Origin of the sequence: Streptomyces sp. NPDC088730, from assembly GCF_044751215.1 — a bacterium.
In the GTDB taxonomy this organism is placed as follows: domain Bacteria; phylum Actinomycetota; class Actinomycetes; order Streptomycetales; family Streptomycetaceae; genus Streptomyces.
On record NZ_JBIVLK010000008.1, the window covers coordinates 35,996 to 60,363 of the forward strand.

Sequence of the window (24,368 nt, forward strand, 5' to 3'; positions counted from 1 at the left end):
GTCAGAAGGTGCGCTCCGCCACCCGGACCCTCTCCACGTTCTCCAGTGCCGCTCGCAGCGCGGCGGCCGGCAGGGGAGCCCCGAGGGCTTCGGTCCGGTCCTCGAAGGCGGTGTTCTTGTCGGCCATGTAGAGCCAGGTGTACGCGGAGGTCTCCGGCTCGATGCGCCAGCTGTCCGCCAGCGAGCCCACGTCGACGGTGTCGAAGCCGATCGTGTCGATCAGCGCCGACGCCCCGGTCTTCGCGGAGGCGTCGTTGCCGGCGATGGCCACGGCGCTGCGCTCCGGATGGCCGGAGGGACGGGCGAGCTGGGTGATGTGGTGGGCCAGGATGCCGCTGAACGCCTTGACCAGGTGGACCCCGTCGAAGTGCTGCTGGATCAGCTCGCTGGTGGTCAGCTTCTCCGAGTCCAGCTCCTCGATGCGGCCGTCGCGGATCGGGTAGTAGTTGCTGGTGTCCAGCAGGGTCCGACCCCGCAGCGGCGCCGCCGGGACGGTCCGGTAGTCGGTGACCGGCAGGGCCATCACGACGAATTCGCCGGCCCGGGAGGCCTGTTCGACGGTACCGGCCGTGGCCAGCGGGCCCAGGTCCGCGACGAGGCCGGCGAGGCTCTCGGGGCCGCGGGAGTTGGACATCACGACCGGGACGCCGTTCCCGACGGCGAGCCGAGCGATCACTGTGCCCATGACTCCGCTGCCGATGATTCCAAGGGTGGACATGACGACTCCTCAGGATTTTTGGTGGACTCTCTCGTGCCGGGGACGGCTCGGCACCGGTCAGATGTAGTAGGTGTTGGGCTCCAGGCCGCAGAGGATCCGGCCGTAGGTCTCGGCGTTGACATCCGGATTCATCATCGCGTGCAGGCCGAAGGTCTGGAGGTCGTTGGCTATCTGCTGCACCGGCACCTTGGTGTAGGCCGCGGAGCCGCCGCTGGACGAGGCGAGGATCTCCACCGCCTCCCGGGTCAGCCGCACGGCCGAGCCCTCGTCCGCGCGGCTGCGGCCGCGTTCCGCCATCTCCCACGGCTCGGCCGAGGCGCACTTGGCGTCCAGCTGGGCGGCCAGCCGGGTCGCGTGGAACTCCGCCTCGTCGAGCTTCATCACCGCTTCGGCGACCCGCAGATGGGTCACCGGGGCCTCGCTCTGGCTCGGGTACTCGGTGTAGGTGATCTTGCGGCCGGGGAGCCGCTCGAAGAAGAGGTCCCGCACCGCCTTGCCCATGCCGACGGCGACCCCGACCGTGGACGCCGCGCCCACCATGATCAGCGGAGCCCGGTACATCGGCGAGTCGGCGTTCAGCTTGGAGACCGACTGGCCACCGAGCACCATGGGCGCCGGCAGGATGCGTTCCTGCGGGATGAACAGGTCCTTCGCGGTCGTGGTGACGCTCCCGGTTCCGCGCAGGCCGCCGGTGTGCCAGTCGTCGACGATCTCCAGCTCCGACACCGGGACCGGGCCCATCACCGGGTACGGCTGCCCGTCCGGGTCCAGGAATATCGCCGCGACCTGCTGCCAGGTGCCGCTGAGGGCGCCGCTGATGAACGGCCACGAGCCGTTGACCAGGACGCCGCCGGGAACCGGGACGGCCGTCGCGGTCCCCGGCCCGATGGTGGCGCAGAGCCCTGCGTCGGGCTCCGCGAACACCTCGTCCTGCACCTCGTCGGGGTACAGGCCCATGCTCCAGCCGGCTACCCAGGAGCTGGCCACCACCCATGCGGCGGACCCGTCGGCCTTGGCTATCTCCGCGGCCACCGCCACCATGGTCTGCGCGTCGCTCTCGTACCCGCCGTAGCGCAGCGGGATACGCATCCGGAAGACGCCCGCGTCGCGCAGGGCCTCCACCGAGTCGGAGTGCAGCCGGCGGTTCTCCGCCGACCAAGCGGTGTTGGCCCGCAGCACGGGCGCGATCGCGGACACCTGCCGCACCAGCTGTTCCCGGGTCGGGATGACGAATGTTGACATGACTTCTCCTCAACGGGCTTGTGGGATCAGGGGTCAGACGAAGAACGCGTTGAACGCGTCGATGACGGCCTGCGGCGCCTCCTCGACGAAGTAGTGGCCCGCGTCCGGCACCAGCACGACCCGCACGTCGCTTCCCTGGGTGGGCAGCGTCGCCTCCATCTGCTTGGCGAACATGCCGTCGGCGAGGTTGGAGACCAGGCCGAGCATGGGCGCGGTCACCTGCCCGTAGGTGCCGAGGTCGGCGATGTCCTGGCCGAACGTCTGGTACCAGCCGTTGCCGCCGCGGATCCCGTCCGCCGTGTCGTAGGCCCGGGTGTATATGGCCCGGTCCGCCGGGGTCACCGCGCCCGGGTCCAGCAGGAAGTTGTCGAAGACCCAGTCGATGAGGAAGTGGGCGCGTCCGGCCAGCAGTTGTTCGGGCAGGCCGACGACCTGGTTGAAGGCGAACCACCAGGGGAAGAAAGGCAGGCCCGGGGCCGGCAGCACGGGGATCTGGTACATCGACGCGTCCGGGTGGAGCACATCGAGCAGGGCGACCTTGCGGGTGGCCTCCGGGTGGTTGACCGCGAAGCTGAAGGCGACCTGTGCGCCGACGTCGTGGCCCGCGATGTCCACCTGGTCGTAGCCGAGGGCGCGGACGAATCCATGGACGACCCCGGCCATCGTCTTCTTGTCGTATCCGGCGGCGGGCTTGTCCGAGCCGCCCATGCCGGGGAGGTCGAGGACGATGACCCTGCGGCCGGCCGCGGCGAGGGCGGGCATCACCTTGTGGAATTCCCACCAGGTCTCCGGCCAGCCGGGCAGCAGGACCAGTGGAGTGCCCTCCCCGCCGGCGACGTAGTGGAGGCGGAGACCGTTCACGGTGGCGTACTCGCTGCTGAAGCCGCCGTCCAGGGAGCTCGCGAGTTCGGCATCGGTCGGGACGCCCGGGGCTTCCCCGCCGGTGTCCGGCGTACTCGTACTGCTGCTGTTCGTCGTCACTGTTCCCACTCCTCGTCGTCGTGGCCGAAACAGGTATGCGAAGGACCGGCCCACGGGCTCGGTGCTGCTCAGCCATCATCGAAGATGGGAATCCCCCCGGCCTCTTCCTACGTGCCCTCCCGCTTTCCCGGGTGGGCCGGGCGTCGGGTTCGGGGCATGCGTGCTCAACGGCTCGGGAGGTCCGCTCCCGCCGCCTGCCAAGCCGTACCCGGGAGTCGCAACGACGTACGGGGCAGGGCCGACCAGCGGCCCTGCCCCGTACCCATGACGTGGAACCGAGTCAGGGCAGCTTCTTCAGACCGGCCCCGGTCAGGAGGTAGCCGGGCGCGACCGCGGCCGCCGGCGTCCGGACCAGCTCGACCATCGCTGAGCCGGCGATCTCCGGGGTGAGCAGCGGCCCCATCTGCTTCAGGTACTCCTCCTCGGACCGGCCGTCGCGAGCCGCGTACGCGCGGGCCGCCGACCTGCCCAGCTCGGTCGCCGGGGTGATCCGGGGAAGCACCGCGGAGAACGTGATGTCCAGTCCGGCGCGCTCCGCCTCGTCCTGGGCGTATCCGGTGATGAAGCGCTGGGTGGCCTTGGCGCCGGCGTAGCCCCCGGAGAGCGGCGAACCCGCCATCGCGGCACCGCTGCTGACCACGATCACCCTGCTGCCGGGCCGCAGCGGAGTGAGCAGGGCCTCGCGCAGCCAGTGGAACGCGATCCTGACATCGGTCTGCCAGTTGACCGAGAAGGTTTCCCAGGTCTGGTGTTGCAGCGGCCGCATGTGCGGGCTCGCGCCGGCCGCCAGGACGACGACCTCGGGCCGGTATCGGTCGAGGAGGCTGCCCGCCACTGTGGGGTCGCCGGCGTCGGCGAGTTCGGGAACGGTGCTGCCGGCGGAGCCGGCCGGCTCGGCGAACGGCGCCGCGGTGCGCGAGACGGCGACCACTCGGGAACCGGCCTCGGCGAAGGCCGTGGCGATCCCGTGGCCCAGGCCGCGGCTCGCGCCGACGACGATGGTGGTCTTGCCGGACAGGTCGCTCATGATGTCCTCCAGGTAATGGGCGTGTCCGGTCGCGGACGGTCGAGAGCTCCGGCCCCGGGTCCTGTCGCGGGGAGGCAGCAGGTCCCGGAGCCGGAGTCAGGGGCCCTCCGGCTGTCGCCGGAGGGCGGGAATCGACGCGCTACGACTTGAAGCGTGTCCCATTCCACCAGTTGTTGCCGGGCGCGGCCGCGTCCTTGCTGTCGTAGCTGTCCTTGTAGCGCCACCAGTCCCAGGGGTGCTCCAGCTCGTCCTCCTGCCGGCCCAGGGCGGTGATGTCCAGGTAGTTGTAGAAGTTCTTGAAGATGTCCCCGCCCCGGTCGAAGACCGAGTAGGTGTGGAAGACGTCGTCGCCGTCACGGATGAACGCGCTCACCCCGGGCGACTCGCCCATCTCGGTGGCGGCCTCGTAGTCGTAGTTGAAGTCGCTGCCGAACGACGAGTACCAGGGGTACTTCCAGCCCATCCGGGCCTTGAAGGGTTCGAACTTCGCCAGCGGCGCCCGGGAGACCAGGGCGAAGCTGGTGTCCCGGGCCCACATGTGGGCGAGCTCGCCGACGCTGTCCGTCTGCATGGAGCAGCCGATGCAGCCCTCGTCGTCGTCCGGGCCGAACATGAAGTGCCGGACGATGAGCTGGCGGCGGCCCTCGAACAGGTCGAGCAGCGTCGCTGTGCCGTCCGGTCCTTCGAAGAGGTACTCCTTCTCCGCCTTGACCATCGGCAGCTTCCGGCGCTCCGCGGCGATCATGTCGCGGGCGTTGGTGACCTCCTTCTCCTTCTCCAGGAGCGCCCTGCGGGCCTCCAGCCACTCCGATCGGGAAACTATCTTCGGAAGGTTCATGGGTTCTCCCTGGGTGGTCTGCTTCAGAGTTGCGATTACCGGCCGGTCCGCTCGCGGGCCAGCAGACTGCGGCGCTCGATCTTGCCGACTGGTGTGCGGGGGATCTGATCGATGAACTCGATCCGCCGGATCTTCTTGTAGGGGGCGACCCGTTCGGCGACGAAGGCCATGATTTCCTTCGGCGTGACCGGCGCGCCGGTCACCACGAATCCCTTGGGGATCTCGCTGGCCTCCTCGTCGGGCACGCCGACCACCGCCGCGTCAGTGACCTTCGGGTGCGACATCAGGACCGCTTCGAGCTCGACCGGGGACACCTGCTGGCCCTTGTACTTGATGAGTTCCTTGATGCGGTCGACGAGGAAGAGCTCTCCGTTCTCGTCCACATGGCCGAGGTCGCCGGTGTGCAGGAAACCGTCCGGTTCGAGCACCTTGGCGGTGGCCTCCGGGGCGTTGAGGTAGCCCTTCATCACATGAGGGCCGCGGATGAGGACCTCGCCGTCCTGGTTGTGCCCGAGTTCGTCGCCGGTGGTGATGTCGACGATCTTGCACTCGATGTTGGGGGAGTTGGGTCCGACCGACCCGGGAGCCACCGGGTCGGCGAGCTGCATGAACGAGACCAGTGCCTCGGTGAGGCCGTATCCCTGGCCGATGCTCACCCCCAGGCGCCGCCGGCAGAGCTCGGCCGTCCCGGGGTCGAGCGCGGCGCCGCCGGAGACGATCGAGCGGAGCGAGGAGAGGTCGTACCGGTCCACCAGCGGGCTCTTCGCGAGGAGGACGGCGATGGTCGGCACGACGTAGAGGCGTGTGACGCGGTGGTCCTGGATCGCGTTGAGGTAGGCCTCGGGGTCGAAGCGCGGCATCGTCACGAGTGTCGCGCCCTGGAGCAGACTGGCGTTCATCGTCATGATCAGGCCGAACGCGTGGTGGAAGGGCGGGACGGCGAGCACCGTCTCGTGCTCACCGAGGGGCGCGACCAGGCTGGTCTGGAGCACGTTGGCGATCATGTTCCGATGGGTCAGCAGCACCCCCTTGGGATAGCCGGTGCTGCCGCTGGAGTGGAGCACGGCCACCACGTCCTGAGCCGGGTCGACTGCCGGCTCGGGCGGCACACCGTCGGTGAGCAGCGCGGAGAACGACGTGGCGCCCTCCGCCTCACCGAACACGATGATCTCTTCGACCTTCGTCCGCGCGGTCACTGCCGCGACCTTGGCCATCTCGGACGGCATGGTCACCAGCAGGCGCGCACCGGTGTCGTTCAGATGGGCGGTGAGATCGTCCGCCGTGTCGAGGGGATTGAGCACCACCACCGTGCCGCCCGCCAGGGCGGCGGCGTGGAACGCGATCGGGTAGGCGGGCACGTTCGGCGCGAGGAGGGCCAACACGTCGCCCTTGCCGAAGCCGCGGGCATGAAGCCCGGTGGCTGCGCGGCGCACCGCCGATGCGAGCCGGCCGTAGGTGTAGCCGTTCTCCCCGTCGACGTCGACCGTCGCCAGGCGGTCCGGGTACTGCTCCGCATGTCGCAGTATGAAGGAGGTGAACGTGGTCTCGGGGACGCGGACGCGTGGACGTGGGCCAGTGAAGATCATGACGTGGCTTCCACCCGGCTGTACGTGCTGAGGCCGGGCTGGTAGTCGCGCTTCTCGAACTGCTTGAGCGCCACGTTGATCCACTCGTTGCCGCTGAGACGGGAGAGCTCCCAGAGCTTCGCCTGGTCGTAGTCGATCGACGCCGGAAGGTCCATGGTCGTGGTGCGCTCGTAGACCTGCTTCGCCAGTTCCAGGGTGATCGGGTTCTTGTTGACGATCCGTCCGACGATTCGGTCGGTCTCCGCGTCCAGTTGATCCGCGGGAACGGCCTTGTTCACCAGCCCGTACGTCTCCGCCTGCCGCCCGGTGAGAGTGTCCCCGGTGAGGATGTAGTACAGCGCCTGCTTGCGCGGCAGGTTGTGGGTGGCCGCCCAGGTGGCTCCTCCCGCCGGGAAGATGCCGAAGTTGATTTCGGAGAGTCCGAACTTCGCGGTCTCCGACGTGATGGCCAGGTCGCAGATCCCCGCGACCAGGAACCCGCCGCCGAAGGCGTACCCGTTCACCTTGGCGATGGTCACCGCGGGAAAGGCCTTCAGCCGCTTGAACCAATTGAGCGCCACCAGATTGGTCCGGTAGAACAACTGCGGGTCATCGAAAGGCTGCAGGAAGCACTCTTCGAGGTCCATCCCGGAGCTGAAGCTGTCACCGCTGCCGGTCACGACAACCGCCTTTACGGTTCCGGCTGCCTCGATCGCGTCCAGGGCCTCATTCATATCCAGGTGCATCTGCGGATTCATCGCGTTCTTCTTACCCGGCCGGTTCAGGTAGATCGTGGCCTTCGGTCCGTCGATCTCGACGTTCACCGTGTCCAGCGTGATCATTTTTTTGGCCTCTTCTCCAGACGAAGTGCGTACGCGCACAGCAATTCACCAATCCACCGTCCGTGGCTCCGGCCACGGATATGAGCATCACATTTTCTGTAGGGGGTCGACTTCTCCCAATGTGCTTTGCCGTGAATCGGTGCGGAGCGCTCCGAGGCGGTGCCGGCGGCCGAGGCACCTGTCCGGGGTCGCACGCGGGCGGAGGGTCTTGCCACCGGCGAGATCCGGGCGCGCCCTGCCGAGACCCCAAGAGAGCAATTGGGAAGAGGTGAACCCGGCGGACTGGGGGCAGTCTGTTGTGTGGGAGGCACGTAGGCGGGCCAGTTCGCGATCGTGAGCAGCGAGAGGGTGCTGTTCTGCTCGTGCCGGGGGAACCCAGGACGTGCTTTCTCGCTGGTATCGGATTTCGGTCACTGCCTCAGGGTGCTGCCGAACGCCGACTGCTGTTTCTGTGATCTGTCCGCACAGTTGAGAGACAACCAGGGAGGAATTTCGTATGGATCACTCCGGCATGCCTGGGATGGCACCCACCGTTTCGACGGTGGACACCGTGGGCGCTGTCCTCTTCATCGGCTGGGCCGTCGCGATGTGGGCCGCCGTCGCCGTGCTCGCGGTCGGGAACCGGAAGGCGGTGAAGCCGTGGCTGTACAGACTCGCCGTAGGGCTCGTCGGCGTTGGCGTGGTGGGCCAGGTCGGCCACTTCCAGGAACATGTCGCACAGGCGGGCTACTGGATCGCCCATCCCTACGACCCGGCGTGGATGACTCCGTGGGCTGACAGCTTTGCCCGTGGGATGGGTCAGGTCGACGCCGGCAAGCCCGCCCTCGGGATGGAGATCCTGCACCTGGTCGGCAACTTCATCTTCCTTGCCGGACTGGTCGGCATCGTGCAGATCACGCACCGGGTCGCCGGGCAGCTCAAGGCGCGCAAGTGGGCCAGGATGGGCGTCTGGATGCAGGGGATCCACGGCCTTGAGCACGTCGTGCTGACGGCTTCCGTGGCGCTGGGTGCGAGCCGGGCCATCGGCCTGTCCACCTGGTTCGGCGTCATCGAACCGGGCCCGGCACTGGTGACGTACCGGGTCTGGTGGCACTTTGTGGCCAACGCGGTGGGCACAGTCATCCTCGGCATCGCCGTCTACCACCTCTGGAAGGAGAAGCGGGCGGTCAAGGAGAGTTTCGGTCTCCTGGGGGACGTGGAAACCGTGGCTGCCCCGGCCGGCTCCGAGGAGGATTCCGCGAGCGCACTGGAACCTCTGGGGCGCCGCTGAGGGGCGGCGGCGTCCGGGCCCGGTCATCGCGCGGAGCGTGTGACCGGGCCTGTTCAACGCCGGGCCCTTCGCGGCGCGCTTCGGCCCGGCCCGGGTAGCCGGGCTCCTCGACGGGGACGCGTCCCCGCGAGTCGAGTGCGTGCTTCGGGAACCCAGGCACCCGCGGCGGTGGCCCTCGAGGGGGGCGATGGGCATGACGGGGTGCCAGTAGGGCGCCCGTGCTGTCGAGTTGAGACTTCGAATGTCTCCTCGACGCACGGGCGCCCCGTGCGTTGCGCCTTCGGCGCCGTCACCTCAGCGGTGGCCACTGCGAATTGCTCTCCCATGGGCGCGATCCGGGTCCTGGCCCGTGAAAGCCGCAGCTCTGGTGGTTCGAGCACGTCAGCGATTTCGTGCCGCACATTCTCGGCGTCGTCGCGAGAGCCGTGCACAAGCACCACGGACCATGCTCGATGAGCTCGATGAGTGTGGGCAGGGGGCCGTGGAAGTACGGCGGGACCACGGGAACCGCCGGCCGACGTGTGCGGCGTCGGGCAGAGCGCCGGCGTGGCCGTGTCGAACAGCGGCGAAGACAAGCCACGGCACCGTGACGTCTCGGTGACGGCAGGAGCTCTGGTCCTCACGTTCGGTAAGAACCCCGGACTTGAGGAACCACCTCATCACGGCCACGACGATGAGGTGGCGCCCGGAGCCCGGGGCCCGTAGACGCGGCCCGGTTCTGCCGGCCGGCTCGGACACCCGCGACCGGCCCTCGGCTCCACCAGCAGGTGAAGCCGGCGAAACCCGTCCGGGGCCGGAGACTCAATCCGAATCGCGCTGAACACCGTCAACGGAAGCGGTACCGTAAACGCAATTTTCGGCCATCTTTTCTCGACATCCATCTCAAACCGCAATTTTGAAGATGCGGACGGTTTCGAACAGCTAAACGATATTCCTCGGCCAGACTCGGCCGCCACGGCATCGGCCGGGTTCGACACGTTCGGGAAGGTGTACCGCCACATGAGGGAGCCGCCGCGCGACCGGTACAGAACGATCAGGCAACCCAGGACGAACCCGCAAACCCGCAGGGCAACTCGTTGTAATGAACGTGCCGGTGGGCCGGGACGCGCTGCGACCGCTCACCGGAACAATTCCGATCGGGATCCCGAAAATCCCGACAGGCAATTGGTACTTCCGTGCACATGCAAATGCATACTCAGCATCTAAAGCCGGGAGATACGAATGGCCACAGAGGCAGCGATCGAGCGCAGTATAGAAGCAATGTGGAATCACCACGCCGGCCCGCTCTCCCTGGGACAACTGGCGGAGACTGCCTTTTACAGCAAGTTCCACTATTCGCGGATGTTCAACGAGCTGACCGGGACGTCGCCGGGCCGGTTCCTCGCCGCGATCAGACTGTTCATGGCCAAGCGGCACCTGCTGGAGACCGCGGCCAGCGTCTCGGACATCACCCACCGGGTGGGCTACAACAGCCTGGGCACGTTCACCAGTCGCTTCACCCGCAGCGTCGGCATCGCACCGACCAGGTACCGGTTCCTGGCCCGCTGCGGCATGCCACCGCTCACCCTGCCGGCCGCCCAGGCCCGCCACGGGTTGTCCACTGTGGCCGGACGACTGCACTTCCCGGCAGGCGTCGGCCCGGTCCGGGTCTATGTGGGTGCGTTCAGCACCCCGATCATGGAGGGACTGCCGCGCTCCTGCGACATTCTGGACGAGTGCCGCCCGTTCCGCCTGAACGTCCCCGACGGGCTGTGGTTCATCCGGGCGGCGGCCGTGATGCTGGACGACGGCGCGCCTGGCCCGCAGGTCCGCCTGCCGAGGCTGATCGGCTCGGGGTGGGCGGTCCGCGCCCGCGGTGGATGCGTGTACAACGCCGATGTGCAATTGCGGGCGGCCACCCAGCTCGACCTGCCGATCCTGCTGGCTCTGCCGGAACTGGACGGCCCGTACCACCGGCCGCTGCAGGCGGCCCCGTCCGGTGAGGCCGAGGTCGCCGGCAGCGCGTTCGGGCGGGCTCCCTGTGCGGGCGACTGGCAGGCTGATCCGTGGGGCCGGGCCGGAGCGCACCGACTGAGAGCCGTGCAGGAGGGCTCACCATAGGCGGAACCTGCGCCAGGCCCCCGGCGAACGGGCACAACGGATGCGAGCCGGCCGGGCTGCCCAGGGCCCGGCCGAGCGGTCCGGCGAGGAAGCGACGGCCTCGCCGGACGAGTTGCCGCCGCACGGACCCCGCCGTCCGCGTGGCCGGCTTCCGGTGGGGTCCGGCTGTGCGGCCGCCGCCGTACCGGGCGCTCGCCCTGCCGGAGTTACGGCCGGAGGATCACCTGCTGGAGTTCGGCCGTGCACATCATGTAGCCGTCCGGGGCCGGCAGCTGCTCCACGTAGTGGCCGAGGTCCGCCCCCAGCGCGAACACCCTCACCGGGGTGCCCGTGGCGCGCGCCGACTCCACCACCCTCCTCATGCCGTCGATGACGGCCGGGTGCCGGGTCTGATAGGACCCGGCCACCAGGTGGTTGCCCCGGTCCGCCGCGAGGTAGTACTGCACCAGGTCCTTCGTGCCGACGAACAACTCGCTGGCCCCCGAGGCACAGATCGCCGCGGTGGCGTGCACCGCCGCGGGCGTCTCGATGAACGCGGACAACCGCACGCCGGCCGGCAGCTCCAGGTGTCTGCTCAGCGTGGCGAACTCCTCCGCGTCGTTGACGAAGGGAACCGAGAGGTGCACCCGGCCCACCTCGTCACCGAGCCGCTTGCGCAGGGACCCGAGGAACGCGTGCAGCGCGTCCCGGTACGCGTTCGACCCCAGCAGCCAGCGGGCGCCGTGCAGGCCGAGCTCGGGGTTCGGTTCGACCGCGACCTGGGCCAGCTCGGTCACCCGGGCAGCGTGGTCCGAGCGGAGGTCGAGCAACCGCAGGACGAGCCGCTGCTCGGGCAGGAGAGCCTCGACGAACCCGCACAGCCGGTCCGCGACGGCCTCCCCGTACGCCGTGATGTCGGCCGGGCTGCCCCCCATCGAGTCGAGTGGACGCAGGCCCGCCGCCAGGCAGAGGAACTCCTCCCGGATGAAGAAGGAGTCGACCCGCTCCGCGTCCGGACCGCACGCGTTGATCGTGGCGATGTCCTGCAGGTCGGCGATGACCGCGCAGGCCGAGCCCAGGTCGTCCAGTGACGGTTCCCCCGCTCCCGGGCTCGCGGCCCGGGAGACCGTGTCGGACTCGACGATGATCGACTGGCTCTCCAGATGCAGCGTCACCTCGCCGGTGACGCCCGCCAGATCGTTCTCGTCGACACGGAGCACGGGTATACCCCTGCCGCGGCAGATGGACTGCATGTGCCCGGTCAGCCCGCCCGCGCCGCAGACGACCGCACGTGAGGCCACCATCGCGTCGTAAAGGCCTGCTTCGAGGGAACCGGCGACGAGGATGGACCCCTGAAGCGGGCTCCTTGTGCGGTTACAAGTGCCTCGCAACACCTTCTCTGTTCCGCCGCTCAACAGGAACCCTTGAATTCGTCGCCCGCTCAACTGGTCCTCCCCGTCCTAGGAGTTCGCTAGCCCGAGTTGTCTGCGCAATTGCTTCGGCGTAACCGAGATGTCGGTGAGCCGTTCAACGGCTGCCCGGTTGACGACAGCCCTCATCAGGCGGTCGCGCCTGGACGCGTCCATCGAAAGGTTCGACAGTTCTCCGGCGGCCCTGATGCAGGAATCCAAACGGGAATCCTTGATTTCCCGTTCACTTCGGGAACGTGTAGCCAGCCTCCTCACTTCCAGGTTCACAGCCTCCTCGAATTCGACGCGCCCCACTTCCTTGAGATTGCTGGAACGGGCATAGTAGGTGGCCAAGCTCTCGGTCAAATCGTCTCCGCCCGGTTCCAGGGTCTCGATCACATGCGCGGCAACCGCGATCGAGTGGTTCTTGATGGCCGCGAGGTTGAAGGTGAACGCACCGGTCCGGCCGTTCCGGACGATCTCGTCGCCTTCTCTCAGCACACCGACCGCGAAGAGGGGGCCGACCGCCTCCCCGTCGGGGGCGAGCAGAGCCCCCCGTCCGTCGACCTCCAGACCGCGCCCGGTGCGCCCGTGAGGGACCGCCATGCCCCGGCGCAGAAGGTTCTTCCACAGCGGCTGTCGGACCCTGCCGTAGTCCGACTCCCTGCTGAAGTTGGCAATCACCAGGTCGGTCTCGATGGACCGCGTCCCGTTCCTGGTGTCGACGGAGACGGTCAGCCGCCCGGACTCCGTCGGCTTGATCCCGGCCACCTTGCCGACCACCAGTCGCGCTGTCCCGTCCGCCGGGTGCATGGCGCGCTCGATCACCTCCATCGTGTACTCCACCGCACCCACCCGGAAGGCGGCGATCGCGGTACCGAACTCGTCGAGCAGCCACCGCAGTTCCGCGGAGGGAATCAGCTCGATGGCCTTCGGCAGATGCGGCTCCCACGCCTTGGCCACCCGCTCCGCGACCACGGTCGGATGGATGCCGGGGTGCTCGCGGACGATGGTCGAGCACGCGGCCTCCCACGCGCTTCGGACCCGGGCCAGGAACTCCTGACGATCGAGGTACGGCTCCAGCAGTGTCTTCGGGCAGGGCAGCCGCACCACCTCGTGTTCATGGCCGGCGGGGTACGTACGGAACACCGTCCCGGTCCTGGAGACCAAATGGATCTTCCCCGTGTGGCCCCGGCGCAACAGCAGGCCCGCCGAGTCGTACGCGCTCAGCACGGATCCGACGATCGCGACAGTCGCCCCGGGCGGGAGCGTCATCAGTTTCCGGACGCCGGCTTCGGAGTACGGGTTGCGCACGAAGGACTCGTGATCGAGCACTTCCGCGGCGTACGGCGGCTCCCTGAGTTCCAGGCCGGTCGCGAGGACGACGCGGTCCGCGAAGAGCACCGTCGCGTCCCGGCCCTGCCCGCCTCGGGAACCCTTGTCCGCACTGTTCAAGGAGAAGTGCCGTACAGTCACATCGACCCCGCTCGAACGGAGTTGCATGTCGACGGCCTCGCCGTCCGCCTCGACGAGCACGACGCCGGGATAGGCTTCCCGCTTGGCCTCGGCCAGCCGGTCGGTCAGATAGTCCTGGAAGATCCGCCGGGGCGCCGGTCCCCCCTCGGTGAAGGTCGTCCCGGCCCAGGGGGCAGGCCAGTCCCCGCGGTCCGCCTCGGAATTGGCCCAGCGGATGAAGTCGTGGACGTCTTCACGGAAGGCCGACATCCGACCCGCCTGGATGTTGAACGCATGACCCCAGGGGTTGCCGTCGCGGTGGTAGGCGACACCTGCGCACCGGTAGTCGGAGCGCCGTTCGAGCAGAACGATTTCCAGGGGGCTGCGCGCGAAACGGAGCAACCGCATAGCGGTGGCGGCGCCGGCCAGGCCCGATCCGACAATGAGCACTCTTGGGCATGAACCTGTTCGAAGTATGGTAGAACCTCCCCGAAGAGGATGGGACTGCGGCTCTGCCGGTTCACACCAGCCTCGGGCTTTCATGAGGCGGTCTGTCCGGCAGTCGGGCAGAAGAGAAGAAAGCGCCTAGACCAGCAAGAACGAGGCTTGTCGAGGTCCTTGTTCCTGCCATGGTGCGAGGCGCTTCCCGGGTAAAGTAGTCTATCGGGCCCACCTCTATCGGGCCCATCTCGCCTTTCGTGTGCAGACGTTCACCGGTCCAGCGCCGGGTCCGAGGGCGCTGGACCGGTCCGTGTCGACTCCGCGTCGGCTCAAGCGCAGCGGGGATGCCCCCCGCCGCCCCCGCCCCGACCCGCAGCTCAGTGTCGGGATCCGTGAAGTACTCGGGGCGCTGACGGTCCAGCCGGTCAGGGGCACCCCTTCGGCCCCTGCCTCGGGAAACCCTCGGGCCACCTCTGCCTCGGGAAACCTTCGGGCCACTCACGCAGCAGTTCGTGCACCCGGCGCTGTACCGCCGTGGCTACGAAGGTGCGGCGCTGCCCGCTCCGGTGTTGCCCCTGTGCCCTTGAAGCCCCGGGGCGTGCGCGCTGAGCTGCGGGTTCCTACGAGTTGTTGGGGTTCGAGGCGTGCCCGGTCATGCGCTGACTGCGACTTTGAGCGGGAGGCGGTGGACGGCGGGCCGGCATCCGCCCGCCGCAGCTCAGCGACTCGCTTTGATCCGTAGTTGGCGAGGACTTTGACGCGTAGTTGGCGAGTACAGGATCCGGAACAGGCGGTCCCGAGCAGGTGTCCCGTCCCAACCGGGTTGGCAGCGCGTGAACCTCTGAGCTGTAGCACTGCCAGGTGGCCCAGGTCCACGCGCGTTCCTGAACCGCCGGGTTTCCCCTGTACCTCGGGTCACCTGTACCTCAGGTCACCTCAGCCAATCGTGGGCCACCACCGGCCATGTTGCGGCAGACGGCTGCCGGACGGTCGTAGCCGGTGCCGATGCTGGGAAGACCACCGAGGTGCCACCACATCCACGGTAGGCGCACGGCATACGGGGGGTTCCTATGGCGTTCACGGAGTTCGACACGGCGGAGTTACCGGCGGAGCACCGGTTCGACTGGTGGCGCGAGGTGGTCGCCCGGGGGGTGGCGCCGACCCGGATCACCAGCGACCACGCCGCCGACTTCGCGGGGAGCGCGGGGTCGCTGGACCTGGGGCGGCTCCAGATCACCACGATGTCCTTCCCCGGGCTCCGGTCGGAGCGAACCGCCGGGCTCATACGCCGCTCCGACCCCGAGACGTACGAGCTGACGCTGATCCTGGCCGGCGCGATGGTGGTGGGCCAGGGCCGCAACGAGACCCGGCTGTGTGCGGGTGACTTCGCGATGTGGACGTCGTCGCGCCCGTACAACGGCCATGCCGAGAGCGGCCCCGTCATCGGGGACTCGCGGGCGATCATCCTGCATCTGCGGCGCGCGCTGGTGCCGCTGCCCGAGGCGAAGATCGACCGGCTGCTCGCCGTCGGCATCCCGGCCAGGTCAGGGACGGGCCGGGTGCTGGCCCAGTTCCTCGACTCCGTGGTCCACGAGGCGCCCGTGCTGGACGCGACCGAACGGGAGCGGCTCGGCGGGACCGGCCTCGACCTGACGACGGGGTTCCTCGCCCACCACCTCGATGCCCAGGAGTACCTGCCGCCGGAGGCGCGGCACGCGATGCTGCTGGCCCGGGTCGACAGGTTCCTCCGGGACAACCTGTCGGACACCCGGCTCACCCCCCGTGCCGTCGCCGCGCAGCACCACATCTCCGTACGGCTCCTGCACCATCTCTTCCGTGGCCGCGATGAGAGCGTGGCGGCCACTATTCGCCGCCTGCGGCTCGAACGCTGCCGCGCGGACCTCGCCGACCCCCGGCTGCGCGCGATGCCCGTGCAGGACATCGGCGCGCGGTGGGGACTGGTCAACGCCGCCACGTTCAACCGCCTGTTCCGCACCACCTTCGGGGTCACGCCGGGTGAGTACCAGCGCGCATCGCGAATGAAGGCTGCGCTCTTTGCCGATGACGGCGGCAGTCGCACACCGCAGTGTTGTGGCCAGTGCGAAACACGTCGTCGACCCGAGGGGTAATCCGTGGCAGAGCAAGGAACGTTCAGATCCATCGCGTGGGGGAGGGCCGTCGTCGCAGTGATGATGACGCTCTTCGCCCTGGCGGCCACAACGAGTGCGGCCGGTGCTTCCCCGGCAGCCGACCGGAACGGCACCCCGAGCTTCGCGGCGCAGGCCAGCTCCGTGGGACTGACCAGCGCCCAGGCGGCAGGACTTCAGCGCACAGCCGACGGCTACCTGGCCAAGACGGGCGGCACCCAGGTCGCGATCAACAAGATCGTGACCCGCGCCGGAGGGGAACTGCTCATCCCGCTGCCCGGGGAGAAGTACGCCCGTGATCTCGCCGACAAGAACGGCGCGCGGCTCGCCGCAGCCGGCACCTGCCCGTACACCTACGTGTGTGCGTTCGCACTCCCGAACTTCGAGGGTGCCCGCCTGAGCTTCTACGACTGCAACACGCTGAACAGCATTCCGTGGACCCAGAACGGCTCCTGGAAGAACAACCAGGCATCTCACCTGCGGGCGAAGTTCTACGACATCAACGCGAACCTCGGCTGGACTTCGCCCGGAGGGTACAGCCAGGACAGCAACGCCCCCTGGGGCTGGGTCTACTATCTCAGCCCCTGCTAGCGCCTGTGTGATGTCGTGATCATTCGATGGCCTTGAGCAGGCCGTCCAACCAGGTCATCGAGGCAACGAATTGGAGGCCGGCGAGGTAGTGCTCGGGCATCCTGCCACGGCGGGTGGCCATGCCTCGTCAGGCCTTCAGCTCGTTGATCAGGCCCTCAACGGTGTTGCGTTCCCTGCCCTTCCTGCCGTGGGCGGCCTGGTCCTCCTTCAGGCCGCCACCGCACGTACTTCATGGAGGCTGAGGGGCGGTGTCATGGTGACCATGACGAACGGACCGGTGACGGCGCCGACCGCGGTCTTCGCGAAACGCCGGTGCCCCCACGTGATCGACCGCCACGCCCCCGGATCCTGCGTCCGCGCCGCGTGCCTCAGTGTCGGCCGTGGGCGCTGTCCGCGGCTCCGCCGAAAAGGCGTGCCACGGCCTTGAAAGGCAGGGCCACGACGGTGGCGATGGCTCCGCCGATGGACCTCAGTACGTCTGCGATCGCTGTCAGCATGTGTCAGTCCCTTGTCGTCGCTGCTCAGTGGGTGTGTTAGTCCGAATTATGCCGAACATTCGTTCGTTTGGCCTGTTGTCGCGGGTGCGGGGAGGGGTGCGGGTGGCCGGGGGGATCATCCGGCTCGGCCACCGGATCAGCGATGCGGATTTCCCTGGTCGGGGTCGTCGTCGATGGTCTGCCAGGTCCGGCCCCGCTGCTGCCCGTCGCGTTCCCCCGCTGCCGGGCGGGCATGCGTGTCGGCTGTGAGCCTCTGCCGGGCATTCCGCCGGCTGCCGACGATGACCGCGGCGATCAGGGCCACGACAACGAGCAGGCCCACCGGGACCAACGCCGCCAGTGAGGGGGACACGTCCGCGGAAAGTACGGAAAAGTTCATGACCTTCGGCTACCCGAAGCTACGGGGACCAGACACGGTGACGGCGAGCGAAGCGAATTGGTGTCCATGGGCGCGCCTGCCGCGTCCGGTCCGCTGACGCCGGCACGGCTGGCGCCGCGGTGCCGCACGCCTCGATGTCTCCGGCGAGCGGGTGCCCGGCGCGGTTCGGCGCGATCCGGCACCGGCCGGCCGGAGAATCGGTGCATGTGCGCACGCCGAGGACAACCCGGAAAGACTCCCGACGGCCACTATGTCGTGATCGAAGGCCGCCGGTGGCGGGCGACGGACCCTTCGCTGCCGGAGGAGACGGCAGCGCGCCTGCGCCATCACCTGATGGCGGCACGCCGAGCCGTCCGTTCAGCCCTGTCGGCGAAGGACGTGGATGCCGAGCGAACGGCTCGCTCCCGCGTGCAGTGGGCGAAAACCGCGCTGGGGGAGCGTGGCACACCGTGGTGGGAGCAGTCCCCCCAGGAGCGCCGCGCGCGCTGGGAGCAGGCTCTTGGGCGTCTGGACGACGAGAAGTGAACAGCGGCGCGGGCGGCTCGCACCGGCCGGGCCGTCGGCACCAGGGCCCGGGGGCGCCGGATGCCGGGGGCCGGGATACTGGCGGGGTGGCGAAGACACGGCGCCAAATCGACCAGCAGGTGGAGCGGGCCATCGTGGACCTGCTGGAACGGCGTGGTCCGACGTCTTCGATCTGCCCTTCCGATGCCGCGAGAGCCGCGTACGACGGCCAGGACGACGGCTGGCGCCATCTGATGGAGGCGACCCGTCGCGCGGCGTGGCGACTCGTCGAGGCGGGGGCGGTGGAGATCACTCAGGCGGGACGCCCGGTCACCGAATCCGAGGTCCACGGACCGATCCGGATCCGGCGGACGCGCCCCGGCCCCGATCCCAGCGCACGCCTGCGGTGACCTCCCCGGCGCCCGGCTGAGTCTCACCGGCCGATACCGCCGCTCTGCGCGCGCCGGGGACGGGCTCAGGGGATAGGGAATGGGGGACGGCTTTCGTGCGCGCCATGGACCAGGCCGATCAGAACGAGGACCCCATCGGTGTTGCTGCCGTGCTCGCCGCGGTGCCGTTTGGTGCCCTCCGGACGATTCGGGAGGCCCTGCCGGGCACGGCGAGTGGTTCAGACGATGGGAGCGCCTCAGGAACGGTCTCCATCACCGCGGCCTCGCCGACCACCTTCGGGCCGCACGGAGGCGCGGGCAAGGACGACGTGGCGCTGCAGTGTGGTCCTGGCGACCTGCCGGCGGCCCGCCGCGCGCACACTCCACCGCAGCCCATCCTTGGCCCGCCCCCTTCTACGGCGCCTCGCCGTAGGGGAGTTGAGTCCCTGTGTCGCTGGTGCGGAGGTCGCCGGTGAGGAAGCATGACTGTGCGCGGTGTCCGCGCAAACCCATGGGCAACACGAAGAAGAGGGCCGATGACTGACGAGCAGGACACCCCGGCACCGGTGGACGGAATCGACACGAGCACTCCGCACTCGGCGCGGGTGTGGAACTACTGGCTCGGCGGCAAGGACAACTACGGGGTCGACCGGCGGCTCGGCGCAACGGTGGAGGAGCTGTACCCGCAGATCACTGACATAGCGCGCGCCTCCCGGGCGTTCCAGGCACGAGCGGTGCGCTATCTGGCCGGTGAAGCAGGGGTACGGCAGTTCCTCGACCTCGGCACCGGCCTGCCGACGGCGAACGCCACACACGAGATCGCCCAGGATGTCGACCCGGCGGCACGCATCGTGTACGTCGACAACGACCCCATCGTCCTGGCCCACGCACATGCCCTGCTGACCAGCCGGCCCGAAGGCGCGACCGCCTACGTGCACGCGGACCTCACCGACGCGAAGACGGTGCTGCGCGAGGCCGCGCGGACGCTGGACCTCGACAAGCCGGTGGCCGTGATGCTCCTCTCCACGCTGGGGCACGTCGCGGACTCCGGCGAGGCCGCGGCGCTGCTGCGCAGTTACCTGGACGTGCTGCCCGCAGGCAGCCACCTCATGCTGTGCGACACCATCGGGACCCCGGAGACCGAGGCGGGGTCGGAGGAGTACGCCAGTGGCGGTGCCATGCCGTACGTCTCGCGCCCCAAGGAGATCATGCGGACCTTCGCCGACGGACTCGATCTGGTGGAGCCGGGCTTCGGCTCGATCAGCCTGTGGCGCCCCCAGGAGCCCGCCGTCGGCGAGCCGGTCGACCAGTGGGGATTCGTGGCCGCCAAGCGGTAGCCGCACCGGCCGGCCGGCGGGACGCGCACCGCCGGCCGGTACTGCTGGGGGCAGAGGCAGACGTCGCCGGCGCCGTGTGGCACCTCGGTCAAGGCCGACGATGCTCCGCAACCCAACGGCCTGGAGATGCCGACCACACCTGCCCGGTGGTGTTCGACGTGCCGGGGAAACCGTTTCTGCCGACAGGGGAGCTCGCGCGCTGTTCAAGTGGTCTGGTGCCTGCCGGGCCCCTGAGGGGCACGGCGGGGCTGACGCCCGGCGGAGATCGTACGGGCGTCGCCGCAGCCACGTATGAGGAGACAAGAGCATGTCCGTGCCGTCGACGATCGATCACCAGGCCGTTGGTTACAGCCTCGCCCATGCGTACTGGCTGGCCAAGGCATCCGACCTGGCGTACAAGGACGAAGCGACCATCGAGGAACAGGTGCGCGCCTGGGGCTTCGGCCGGTTGCGGCACCACCGGACCCGGTTCAGCCCGCCTTTTCCGCTGCAGGACACGCAGGCGTTCACGGCGGCCAGCGATCGGATGATCATCATCGCGTTCCGCGGAACGGAGCCGGCACAGATCAAGGACTGGCTCTCCGACGCCACGACACCGCCCGTACCGGGCCCGGCCAGGACGGGGTACGTCCACTACGGCTTCGGTGAAGCACTGGAATCGGTCTATCCCGAGGTCAGGAGCAGCCTCGCGGATTTCCGGGACAACGGGCAGAGCGTGTGGTTCACCGGTCACAGTCTCGGCGGTGCCCTGGCCATGCTGGCGGGGGCGCGGACGTATCTGGAGGAGCCGCGTCTGGCCGCGGACGGGGTGTACACCTACGGGCAGCCCCGCGTCTGCGACCGGCTGCTGGCCGCCGCGTGCAACAAGGGCTTCAAGGACCGCATGTACCGCTTCGTCAACAACAACGACATCGTTCCGCAGATGCCTCCGGAACCGGTGTTCACCCATGCCGACGCCCTGCGCTACATCGATGCCCGCGGCAGGCTGCACGAGTCGATGCCGCTGCTGGGCGGACTCGCCGACCGCGCCCGGGGCCTGACAGCGGACGCGCTGGCACCGGCAAGTGACGGCGTACGCGACCACTTCATCAACAACTACGTCACGGCCCTGGAGAAGAACCTGACCTGATCTCCGCTCCTGCCGCCGGGCAAGCCACGGTGCTGACTGCCGCGCCCGCGGGCGCGGGCAGTAAGGAACGTGGCGCCCGGTTCGAGTGCGAGGCCGGCGGTGCGACGTGCTCCCCGGAATCCGCACCGGTCCTCCGGCGCATCCGACCACAGGGTCCTGTTCAGGACACGCGTCAGCTGCAAGGGCATCTACCCCTCCGTCACCAGCGGCAGCCTCCAGCGCGGCCCCCACATCGGCCCCAAGACGGTCGTGGCAGCCTCCACCCAGTCCCAGGTGACCAACTCCGGCCAGACGGCCACCTGCTCCACACCGCTCAGCCGGAGGGAACAGATCTCCACTCCAGGCGAGTACACCGGATTCGTCAACAAACAGATCACCGCACCCGTTCCGGGCAGTCTCGACGAGGGGCACAGCAAGACCGTCGCACTGGAGTAGCGATCTCTCCCCCTACGCTCGGCACATGGACATCCGCGCCATCGATCCCAGGGGCACCGCCTGGGAACAGGACCATGCCCGGTACCGCGTGTACTTCTGGGACCGGTCAGCCGTCACCGCGCACGAGTATGAGGTAGTGGACGATGTCGACATCGACGACGTTCTGCCCTGGACTTCGGCATACGCGGCCGAGCGTGGTCGGGCTTACACCGTCTACGTCTCAACCCAAGACGGTGACGGTGACAGCCTCGGACTCATTCGACTCGCCGTCGTACAGGGTGACCCGTTCGCCGACGCCTAGCGGCCCTGCACGGGGCTCGCTCCTGGTCGAAGCCGCGAGTTTCCCCCAGTGCACAGCGGGGGCTAGCCACACCATCAACCGGCCCGTTGCCCGGATGGCCCGGCACGGGTCGGACAACGAGGCTGAACACATACAGATCCACCGTGCAAGAAAAGGAACGTCCTGTGTTCAGCTTCGAACCGCCGCGTCGCCGTACCACCCGAACCATCGCCGTCAGCGCTCTCGCCGCCGCAGCCTGCGCCACCCTCATGGCCGGCAGCGCGGGCGCCATCGTCAACGGGTCGGACTCCACCGAGACGTACCCGTTCATGGCGACCATCCCGGAGTCGGCCCCCAAGCTGGGTCTCAACGACGGGACATGCGGGGCGTCGCTGATCGATCAGCAGTGGGTGCTGACAGCGGGACACTGCGTGAAGGGGGACGGCCTCGAACTGGACGGCACCGTGCGCGTCGGCAGCGACCACCGCAAGTCCGGTGGCACCGTCCGGAAGATAGACCGGACCTTCATCCACCCCGGCTATGTGAACGGCGACGGCAAGGCCGCCAACAAGAACGACCTCGCGCTGATACGCCTGGACCGTCCGGTCGCCCAGCAGCCCGTCAGGATCGCCGGGCAGGCCGGACAGCCCGGCACACCGACCCGGCTGCTGGGCTTCGGCACCACCGTCGACACCGAACTCAAATTTCCCGACCGGCTGCAGGAGCTGAACACCCGCAGGGGCGCCGAGTCCGAGTGCGCGCCCGGCTACGCGGGCCGGACCAGGCTGTGCACCGTCACCACCGTGCCCAAGGCCATGGCGTGCTTCGGAGACTCCGGCGGACCGCAGGTCAAGAAGGGCCGGGACGGCCGCTGGGAGCTGATCGGGGTGACCTCGGGACCTGGCGCCCCGAAGGTGCCGTGCTCGCAGGGCCCCGGCCTCTACACCAGCGCCCCCGCCTACGCGGCCTGGATCGACAAGACCATGAAGACCAACAGCGCCCGGCCGGCCGGGGGCGCCGGCCTCGCCGAGACCGGTACCAACGACAACACCGCGGCGATCACCGCCGCGGCTGTCGCGCTGGTCGTCGCCGGTGGCGGTACCGCTTTCGTCGTACGACGCAAGGCCCGCCGCGCCGCCTGAGCGGAACCGACGCGGCCCGGGGGCGGCTCACGTGCGATCCCGTCCCCCGGGCACCGCGGCCTCCTGGTGTCTGGACGAGCGGTCGGGCCCGCCAGAGGTTCCCTCCGCCGGGAGCGGGGAACCGGACTCTTGCCCGGAGCCGTAGGCCAACGAAGGCGGCCCGGGCTTCCCCGGGGAGAGGTACCTCCGTTCCGGGACGGCTGCCGTGAACGCGGGCGTCGAAGAATCCGGTGAAGCCCGGCCGGCCGGAGACCTTCTTCGCGAGGGCGGCCGGGGCCAGGGGCAGCCGGCCCACCGCCTCCGCTCCGCTCCGCATGCCGCGCGGGGCCGCCGCGTCCGGCGCGGATGCGCGCGGCAGAGGTCCGGGTCACGCTGGAGTCATGGCTACGCCTCCGATCGTGATCCACCGGCCGGCACCCTCCGGTGCGAGGCTCGTCACCGTGCACCTCGCCGGCCGCGAAGAACGGCTCGGGCTCGCCCACAGCGACCACGACGTCATCGTGTTCCTCGCCGACGCCGGAATGGCCAACCCTGAGCGGGCCCTCGACAGCGCGTCCCTCGTCGAGTGGCAGGGCGCCCCCGCCCACGAGTACACCGCACCCTGATGGCGCCGGACTGACCGTCCGCCTGGAACGCGGCCGGGACCGTCACCCCCCGACCTGAGGTGACGAACGCGCTCGCCCGCGTCCTGCTCCTCGACGACCTTCAGCGGTGTGGTGGTGGACGCCTCGGGCGGCTGCGGGGCCTATGCGGTCGTGGTCATGCACGCGCACCCGGCTCCGCGGCTCGGTGGGGCGGTCCCGCACGCTTCCGTCACGGAGCGGCGTGAGTGCCGCCGGGACGCGCTGCCCGCCGTCCTTCCTCCGCCAGGCGTCGGGAGATCGCACGGGCGGTCGCCCGTACGGCCGGGCCGTAGCCCGCCTCCGCGAAGCCGGTACTGGGGGCGACCACCGACAACGCCGCCACCACCTCGTGGCCGTCCCGTACCGGCGCGGCCACGGTACTCAGCGGCCAGGGACGACTCTGCCGGCCGTAGGCGTGGTCACCACGCCGTACCTCCGCGAGCATGCGGCGCAGGTCGGCTGAGGTGACGATGTCGTCGTGGCCCTCTCCCGGCTCGTAGGCGGCGACGGCGTGGTCCTGGACGGCCGCCGGGGCGTGCGCCAGGAGCACGAGCCCGGCGCCGGTGGACGTGAGCGGAAGCCGGCCTCCCACGCGGTACTGCACGGGACTTGCGTCGAGGGCCGAGAGCCGTTCGACGAGCAGCGCCTCCTGCTGCTCGCGCACGGCGAGCAGTACGTGCTGCCGCGTGACATGGAAGAGGTCTTCCATGAAGGGCATGGCCACGGACCGCAGGCCGTGGCCGCGCGGTGCCAGGGAGGCGGTCTCCAGCAATCGCAGACCCACGACGTAGCGCCCGTCATCGAGACGTTCCAGCGCACCCAGGCGGACGAGGGTGCGGGCGAGTCGCAGGGCACTGCTGCGGGGGATGCCGCTCCGCTGGGCGAGTCCGGCGAGGGACAGCGCGCGGTGGTCGCTGTCGAACGTGTTGAGCAGGGCGAACGCCCGGTCGACGACCGGCCGGCCCTCGGCCGGCTTCCTGCCGCGGCGGGGCGCGGCGCCGCCGTCCGAATCCCGCGTTCCATTCATTGGCATCACTCATTCCATCTT

General features: G+C 69.2%; 24 protein-coding genes. 12 read left to right on the forward strand and 12 right to left on the reverse strand.

The genetic code is table 11. The annotated features are described in order from the left end of the window. Position 1: 1 nt before the first annotated feature. From ACIP89_RS23590 to ACIP89_RS23620, 7 genes are all read right to left on the reverse strand, one after another. Entirely contained in the window at positions 2–718 is a 717-nt protein-coding gene (locus ACIP89_RS23590; protein WP_401924679.1) for an NADPH-dependent F420 reductase, read from the reverse strand. Between the two features lie 57 nt (positions 719–775). Then, entirely contained in the window at positions 776–1,960 is a 1,185-nt protein-coding gene (locus ACIP89_RS23595) for an acyl-CoA dehydrogenase family protein (RefSeq protein WP_401924677.1), read from the reverse strand. Positions 1,961–1,993: 33 nt separating this feature from the next. Continuing rightward, positions 1,994–2,941, reverse strand: a complete 948-nt coding sequence (locus ACIP89_RS23600) for an alpha/beta fold hydrolase (RefSeq protein ID WP_401924675.1) — start codon at positions 2,939–2,941, stop codon at positions 1,994–1,996. Positions 2,942–3,221: 280 nt separating this feature from the next. Next, positions 3,222–3,968: an SDR family NAD(P)-dependent oxidoreductase gene (locus ACIP89_RS23605; RefSeq protein WP_401924672.1), complete on the reverse strand. Its 747-nt coding sequence runs from the start codon at positions 3,966–3,968 to the stop codon at positions 3,222–3,224. 139 nt (positions 3,969–4,107) lie between these two features. After that, complete coding sequence (locus ACIP89_RS23610) at positions 4,108–4,806, reverse strand: DUF899 domain-containing protein (RefSeq protein WP_401924669.1); 699 nt, start codon at positions 4,804–4,806, stop codon at positions 4,108–4,110. 35 nt (positions 4,807–4,841) lie between these two features. After that, positions 4,842–6,392 carry an AMP-binding protein gene (locus ACIP89_RS23615; RefSeq protein ID WP_401924667.1) on the reverse strand — a complete coding sequence of 517 codons (1,551 nt, stop codon included), beginning with the start codon at positions 6,390–6,392 and terminating at the stop codon, positions 4,842–4,844. Beyond that, positions 6,389–7,213, reverse strand: a complete 825-nt coding sequence (locus ACIP89_RS23620; RefSeq protein ID WP_401924665.1) for a p-hydroxycinnamoyl CoA hydratase/lyase — start codon at positions 7,211–7,213, stop codon at positions 6,389–6,391. Before ACIP89_RS23620 ends, ACIP89_RS23615 begins: the two co-directional genes overlap by 4 nt. A 520-nt stretch (positions 7,214–7,733) precedes the next feature. Here ACIP89_RS23620 and ACIP89_RS23625 point away from each other — a divergent pair. Both ACIP89_RS23625 and ACIP89_RS23630 read left to right on the forward strand, forming a co-directional pair. Next, on the forward strand, positions 7,734–8,483 hold the full coding sequence (locus tag ACIP89_RS23625; protein ID WP_401932678.1) for a DUF6008 family protein: 750 nt from the start codon (positions 7,734–7,736) through the stop codon (positions 8,481–8,483). A 1,221-nt stretch (positions 8,484–9,704) separates the two neighbouring features. Continuing rightward, positions 9,705–10,583 (forward strand): helix-turn-helix transcriptional regulator, encoded by an 879-nt coding sequence (locus tag ACIP89_RS23630; RefSeq protein WP_402116542.1) that lies wholly within the window; start codon positions 9,705–9,707, stop codon positions 10,581–10,583. A gap of 206 nt (positions 10,584–10,789) precedes the next feature. On the opposite strand, the gene ACIP89_RS23635 is transcribed toward ACIP89_RS23630, so the two are convergent. Both ACIP89_RS23635 and ACIP89_RS23640 read right to left on the reverse strand, forming a co-directional pair. Beyond that, positions 10,790–11,956, reverse strand: a complete 1,167-nt coding sequence (locus tag ACIP89_RS23635) for a putative PEP-binding protein (protein ID WP_402116544.1) — start codon at positions 11,954–11,956, stop codon at positions 10,790–10,792. A 66-nt stretch (positions 11,957–12,022) separates the two neighbouring features. After that, positions 12,023–13,903, reverse strand: coding sequence for an FAD/NAD(P)-binding protein (locus tag ACIP89_RS23640; RefSeq protein ID WP_402116826.1), 1,881 nt, complete (start codon positions 13,901–13,903; stop codon positions 12,023–12,025). 1,034 nt (positions 13,904–14,937) lie between these two features. Here ACIP89_RS23640 and ACIP89_RS23645 point away from each other — a divergent pair. Together ACIP89_RS23645 and ACIP89_RS23650 are read left to right on the forward strand one after the other, a co-directional pair. Then, positions 14,938–15,996: a helix-turn-helix domain-containing protein gene (locus ACIP89_RS23645; protein ID WP_402116545.1), complete on the forward strand. Its 1,059-nt coding sequence runs from the start codon at positions 14,938–14,940 to the stop codon at positions 15,994–15,996. A gap of 3 nt (positions 15,997–15,999) precedes the next feature. Then, on the forward strand, positions 16,000–16,605 hold the full coding sequence (locus ACIP89_RS23650; protein ID WP_401924655.1) for a peptidase inhibitor family I36 protein: 606 nt from the start codon (positions 16,000–16,002) through the stop codon (positions 16,603–16,605). Positions 16,606–16,973: 368 nt separating this feature from the next. Here the strand turns inward: ACIP89_RS23650 and ACIP89_RS23655 are convergent, their stop codons facing one another. Next, positions 16,974–17,102, reverse strand: coding sequence for an LPFR motif small protein (locus ACIP89_RS23655; protein ID WP_385031217.1), 129 nt, complete (start codon positions 17,100–17,102; stop codon positions 16,974–16,976). A 136-nt stretch (positions 17,103–17,238) separates the two neighbouring features. After that, on the reverse strand, positions 17,239–17,481 hold the full coding sequence (locus tag ACIP89_RS23660; RefSeq protein ID WP_402116547.1) for a hypothetical protein: 243 nt from the start codon (positions 17,479–17,481) through the stop codon (positions 17,239–17,241). A gap of 204 nt (positions 17,482–17,685) precedes the next feature. Between ACIP89_RS23660 and ACIP89_RS23665 the strand changes: the two genes are divergently transcribed. The 8 genes from ACIP89_RS23665 to ACIP89_RS23700 all read left to right on the forward strand — a co-directional run bounded on the left by ACIP89_RS23665 (position 17,686) and on the right by ACIP89_RS23700 (position 23,302). After that, entirely contained in the window at positions 17,686–18,006 is a 321-nt protein-coding gene (locus ACIP89_RS23665) for a hypothetical protein (protein ID WP_402116549.1), read from the forward strand. An 86-nt stretch (positions 18,007–18,092) separates the two neighbouring features. Then, the gene (locus ACIP89_RS23670; protein WP_401924648.1) at positions 18,093–18,395 is read left to right on the forward strand and encodes a DUF3253 domain-containing protein; all 303 of its coding nucleotides are present in this window, start codon (positions 18,093–18,095) and stop codon (positions 18,393–18,395) included. Between the two features lie 515 nt (positions 18,396–18,910). Further along, the gene (locus ACIP89_RS23675) at positions 18,911–19,711 is read left to right on the forward strand and encodes an SAM-dependent methyltransferase (RefSeq protein ID WP_402116551.1); all 801 of its coding nucleotides are present in this window, start codon (positions 18,911–18,913) and stop codon (positions 19,709–19,711) included. 307 nt (positions 19,712–20,018) lie between these two features. Beyond that, entirely contained in the window at positions 20,019–20,840 is an 822-nt protein-coding gene (locus ACIP89_RS23680; protein WP_402116552.1) for a lipase family protein, read from the forward strand. Positions 20,841–20,939: 99 nt separating this feature from the next. Continuing rightward, a complete protein-coding gene (locus tag ACIP89_RS23685; protein WP_402116554.1) occupies positions 20,940–21,275 on the forward strand; it encodes a hypothetical protein in 336 nt (111 codons plus the stop codon). A 25-nt stretch (positions 21,276–21,300) separates the two neighbouring features. Further along, the gene (locus tag ACIP89_RS23690) at positions 21,301–21,576 is read left to right on the forward strand and encodes a hypothetical protein (protein WP_401924639.1); all 276 of its coding nucleotides are present in this window, start codon (positions 21,301–21,303) and stop codon (positions 21,574–21,576) included. Positions 21,577–21,740: 164 nt separating this feature from the next. After that, positions 21,741–22,697: a S1 family peptidase gene (locus tag ACIP89_RS23695; RefSeq protein ID WP_401924637.1), complete on the forward strand. Its 957-nt coding sequence runs from the start codon at positions 21,741–21,743 to the stop codon at positions 22,695–22,697. 380 nt (positions 22,698–23,077) lie between these two features. Continuing rightward, entirely contained in the window at positions 23,078–23,302 is a 225-nt protein-coding gene (locus ACIP89_RS23700; protein WP_401924635.1) for a hypothetical protein, read from the forward strand. Positions 23,303–23,510: 208 nt separating this feature from the next. Here ACIP89_RS23700 and ACIP89_RS23705 read toward each other — a convergent pair whose 3' ends face one another. After that, the gene (locus ACIP89_RS23705; RefSeq protein ID WP_402116556.1) at positions 23,511–24,347 is read right to left on the reverse strand and encodes an IclR family transcriptional regulator; all 837 of its coding nucleotides are present in this window, start codon (positions 24,345–24,347) and stop codon (positions 23,511–23,513) included. Positions 24,348–24,368: the final 21 nt, after the last annotated feature.

What these genes read in the sequence shown, in the direction of transcription:
- ACIP89_RS23590 (WP_401924679.1), bottom strand. Translation starts at nt 718, where the DNA reads ATGTCCACCCTTGGAATCATCGGCAGCGGAGTCATGGGCACAGTGATC.
- ACIP89_RS23595 (WP_401924677.1), bottom strand. Translation starts at nt 1,960, where the DNA reads ATGTCAACATTCGTCATCCCGACCCGGGAACAGCTGGTGCGGCAGGTG.
- ACIP89_RS23605 (WP_401924672.1), bottom strand. Translation starts at nt 3,968, where the DNA reads ATGAGCGACCTGTCCGGCAAGACCACCATCGTCGTCGGCGCGAGCCGC.
- ACIP89_RS23610 (WP_401924669.1), bottom strand. Translation starts at nt 4,806, where the DNA reads ATGAACCTTCCGAAGATAGTTTCCCGATCGGAGTGGCTGGAGGCCCGC.
- ACIP89_RS23615 (WP_401924667.1), bottom strand. Translation starts at nt 6,392, where the DNA reads ATGATCTTCACTGGCCCACGTCCACGCGTCCGCGTCCCCGAGACCACG.
- ACIP89_RS23620 (WP_401924665.1), bottom strand. Translation starts at nt 7,213, where the DNA reads ATGATCACGCTGGACACGGTGAACGTCGAGATCGACGGACCGAAGGCC.
- ACIP89_RS23625 (WP_401932678.1), top strand. Translation starts at nt 7,734, where the DNA reads ATGGCACCCACCGTTTCGACGGTGGACACCGTGGGCGCTGTCCTCTTC.
- ACIP89_RS23630 (WP_402116542.1), top strand. Translation starts at nt 9,705, where the DNA reads ATGGCCACAGAGGCAGCGATCGAGCGCAGTATAGAAGCAATGTGGAAT.
- ACIP89_RS23645 (WP_402116545.1), top strand. Translation starts at nt 14,938, where the DNA reads ATGGCGTTCACGGAGTTCGACACGGCGGAGTTACCGGCGGAGCACCGG.
- ACIP89_RS23655 (WP_385031217.1), bottom strand. Translation starts at nt 17,102, where the DNA reads ATGCTGACAGCGATCGCAGACGTACTGAGGTCCATCGGCGGAGCCATC.
- ACIP89_RS23660 (WP_402116547.1), bottom strand. Translation starts at nt 17,481, where the DNA reads ATGAACTTTTCCGTACTTTCCGCGGACGTGTCCCCCTCACTGGCGGCG.
- ACIP89_RS23665 (WP_402116549.1), top strand. Translation starts at nt 17,686, where the DNA reads ATGTGCGCACGCCGAGGACAACCCGGAAAGACTCCCGACGGCCACTAT.
- ACIP89_RS23675 (WP_402116551.1), top strand. Translation starts at nt 18,911, where the DNA reads ATGACTGACGAGCAGGACACCCCGGCACCGGTGGACGGAATCGACACG.
- ACIP89_RS23680 (WP_402116552.1), top strand. Translation starts at nt 20,019, where the DNA reads ATGTCCGTGCCGTCGACGATCGATCACCAGGCCGTTGGTTACAGCCTC.
- ACIP89_RS23690 (WP_401924639.1), top strand. Translation starts at nt 21,301, where the DNA reads ATGGACATCCGCGCCATCGATCCCAGGGGCACCGCCTGGGAACAGGAC.
- ACIP89_RS23700 (WP_401924635.1), top strand. Translation starts at nt 23,078, where the DNA reads ATGGCTACGCCTCCGATCGTGATCCACCGGCCGGCACCCTCCGGTGCG.
- ACIP89_RS23705 (WP_402116556.1), bottom strand. Translation starts at nt 24,347, where the DNA reads ATGAATGGAACGCGGGATTCGGACGGCGGCGCCGCGCCCCGCCGCGGC.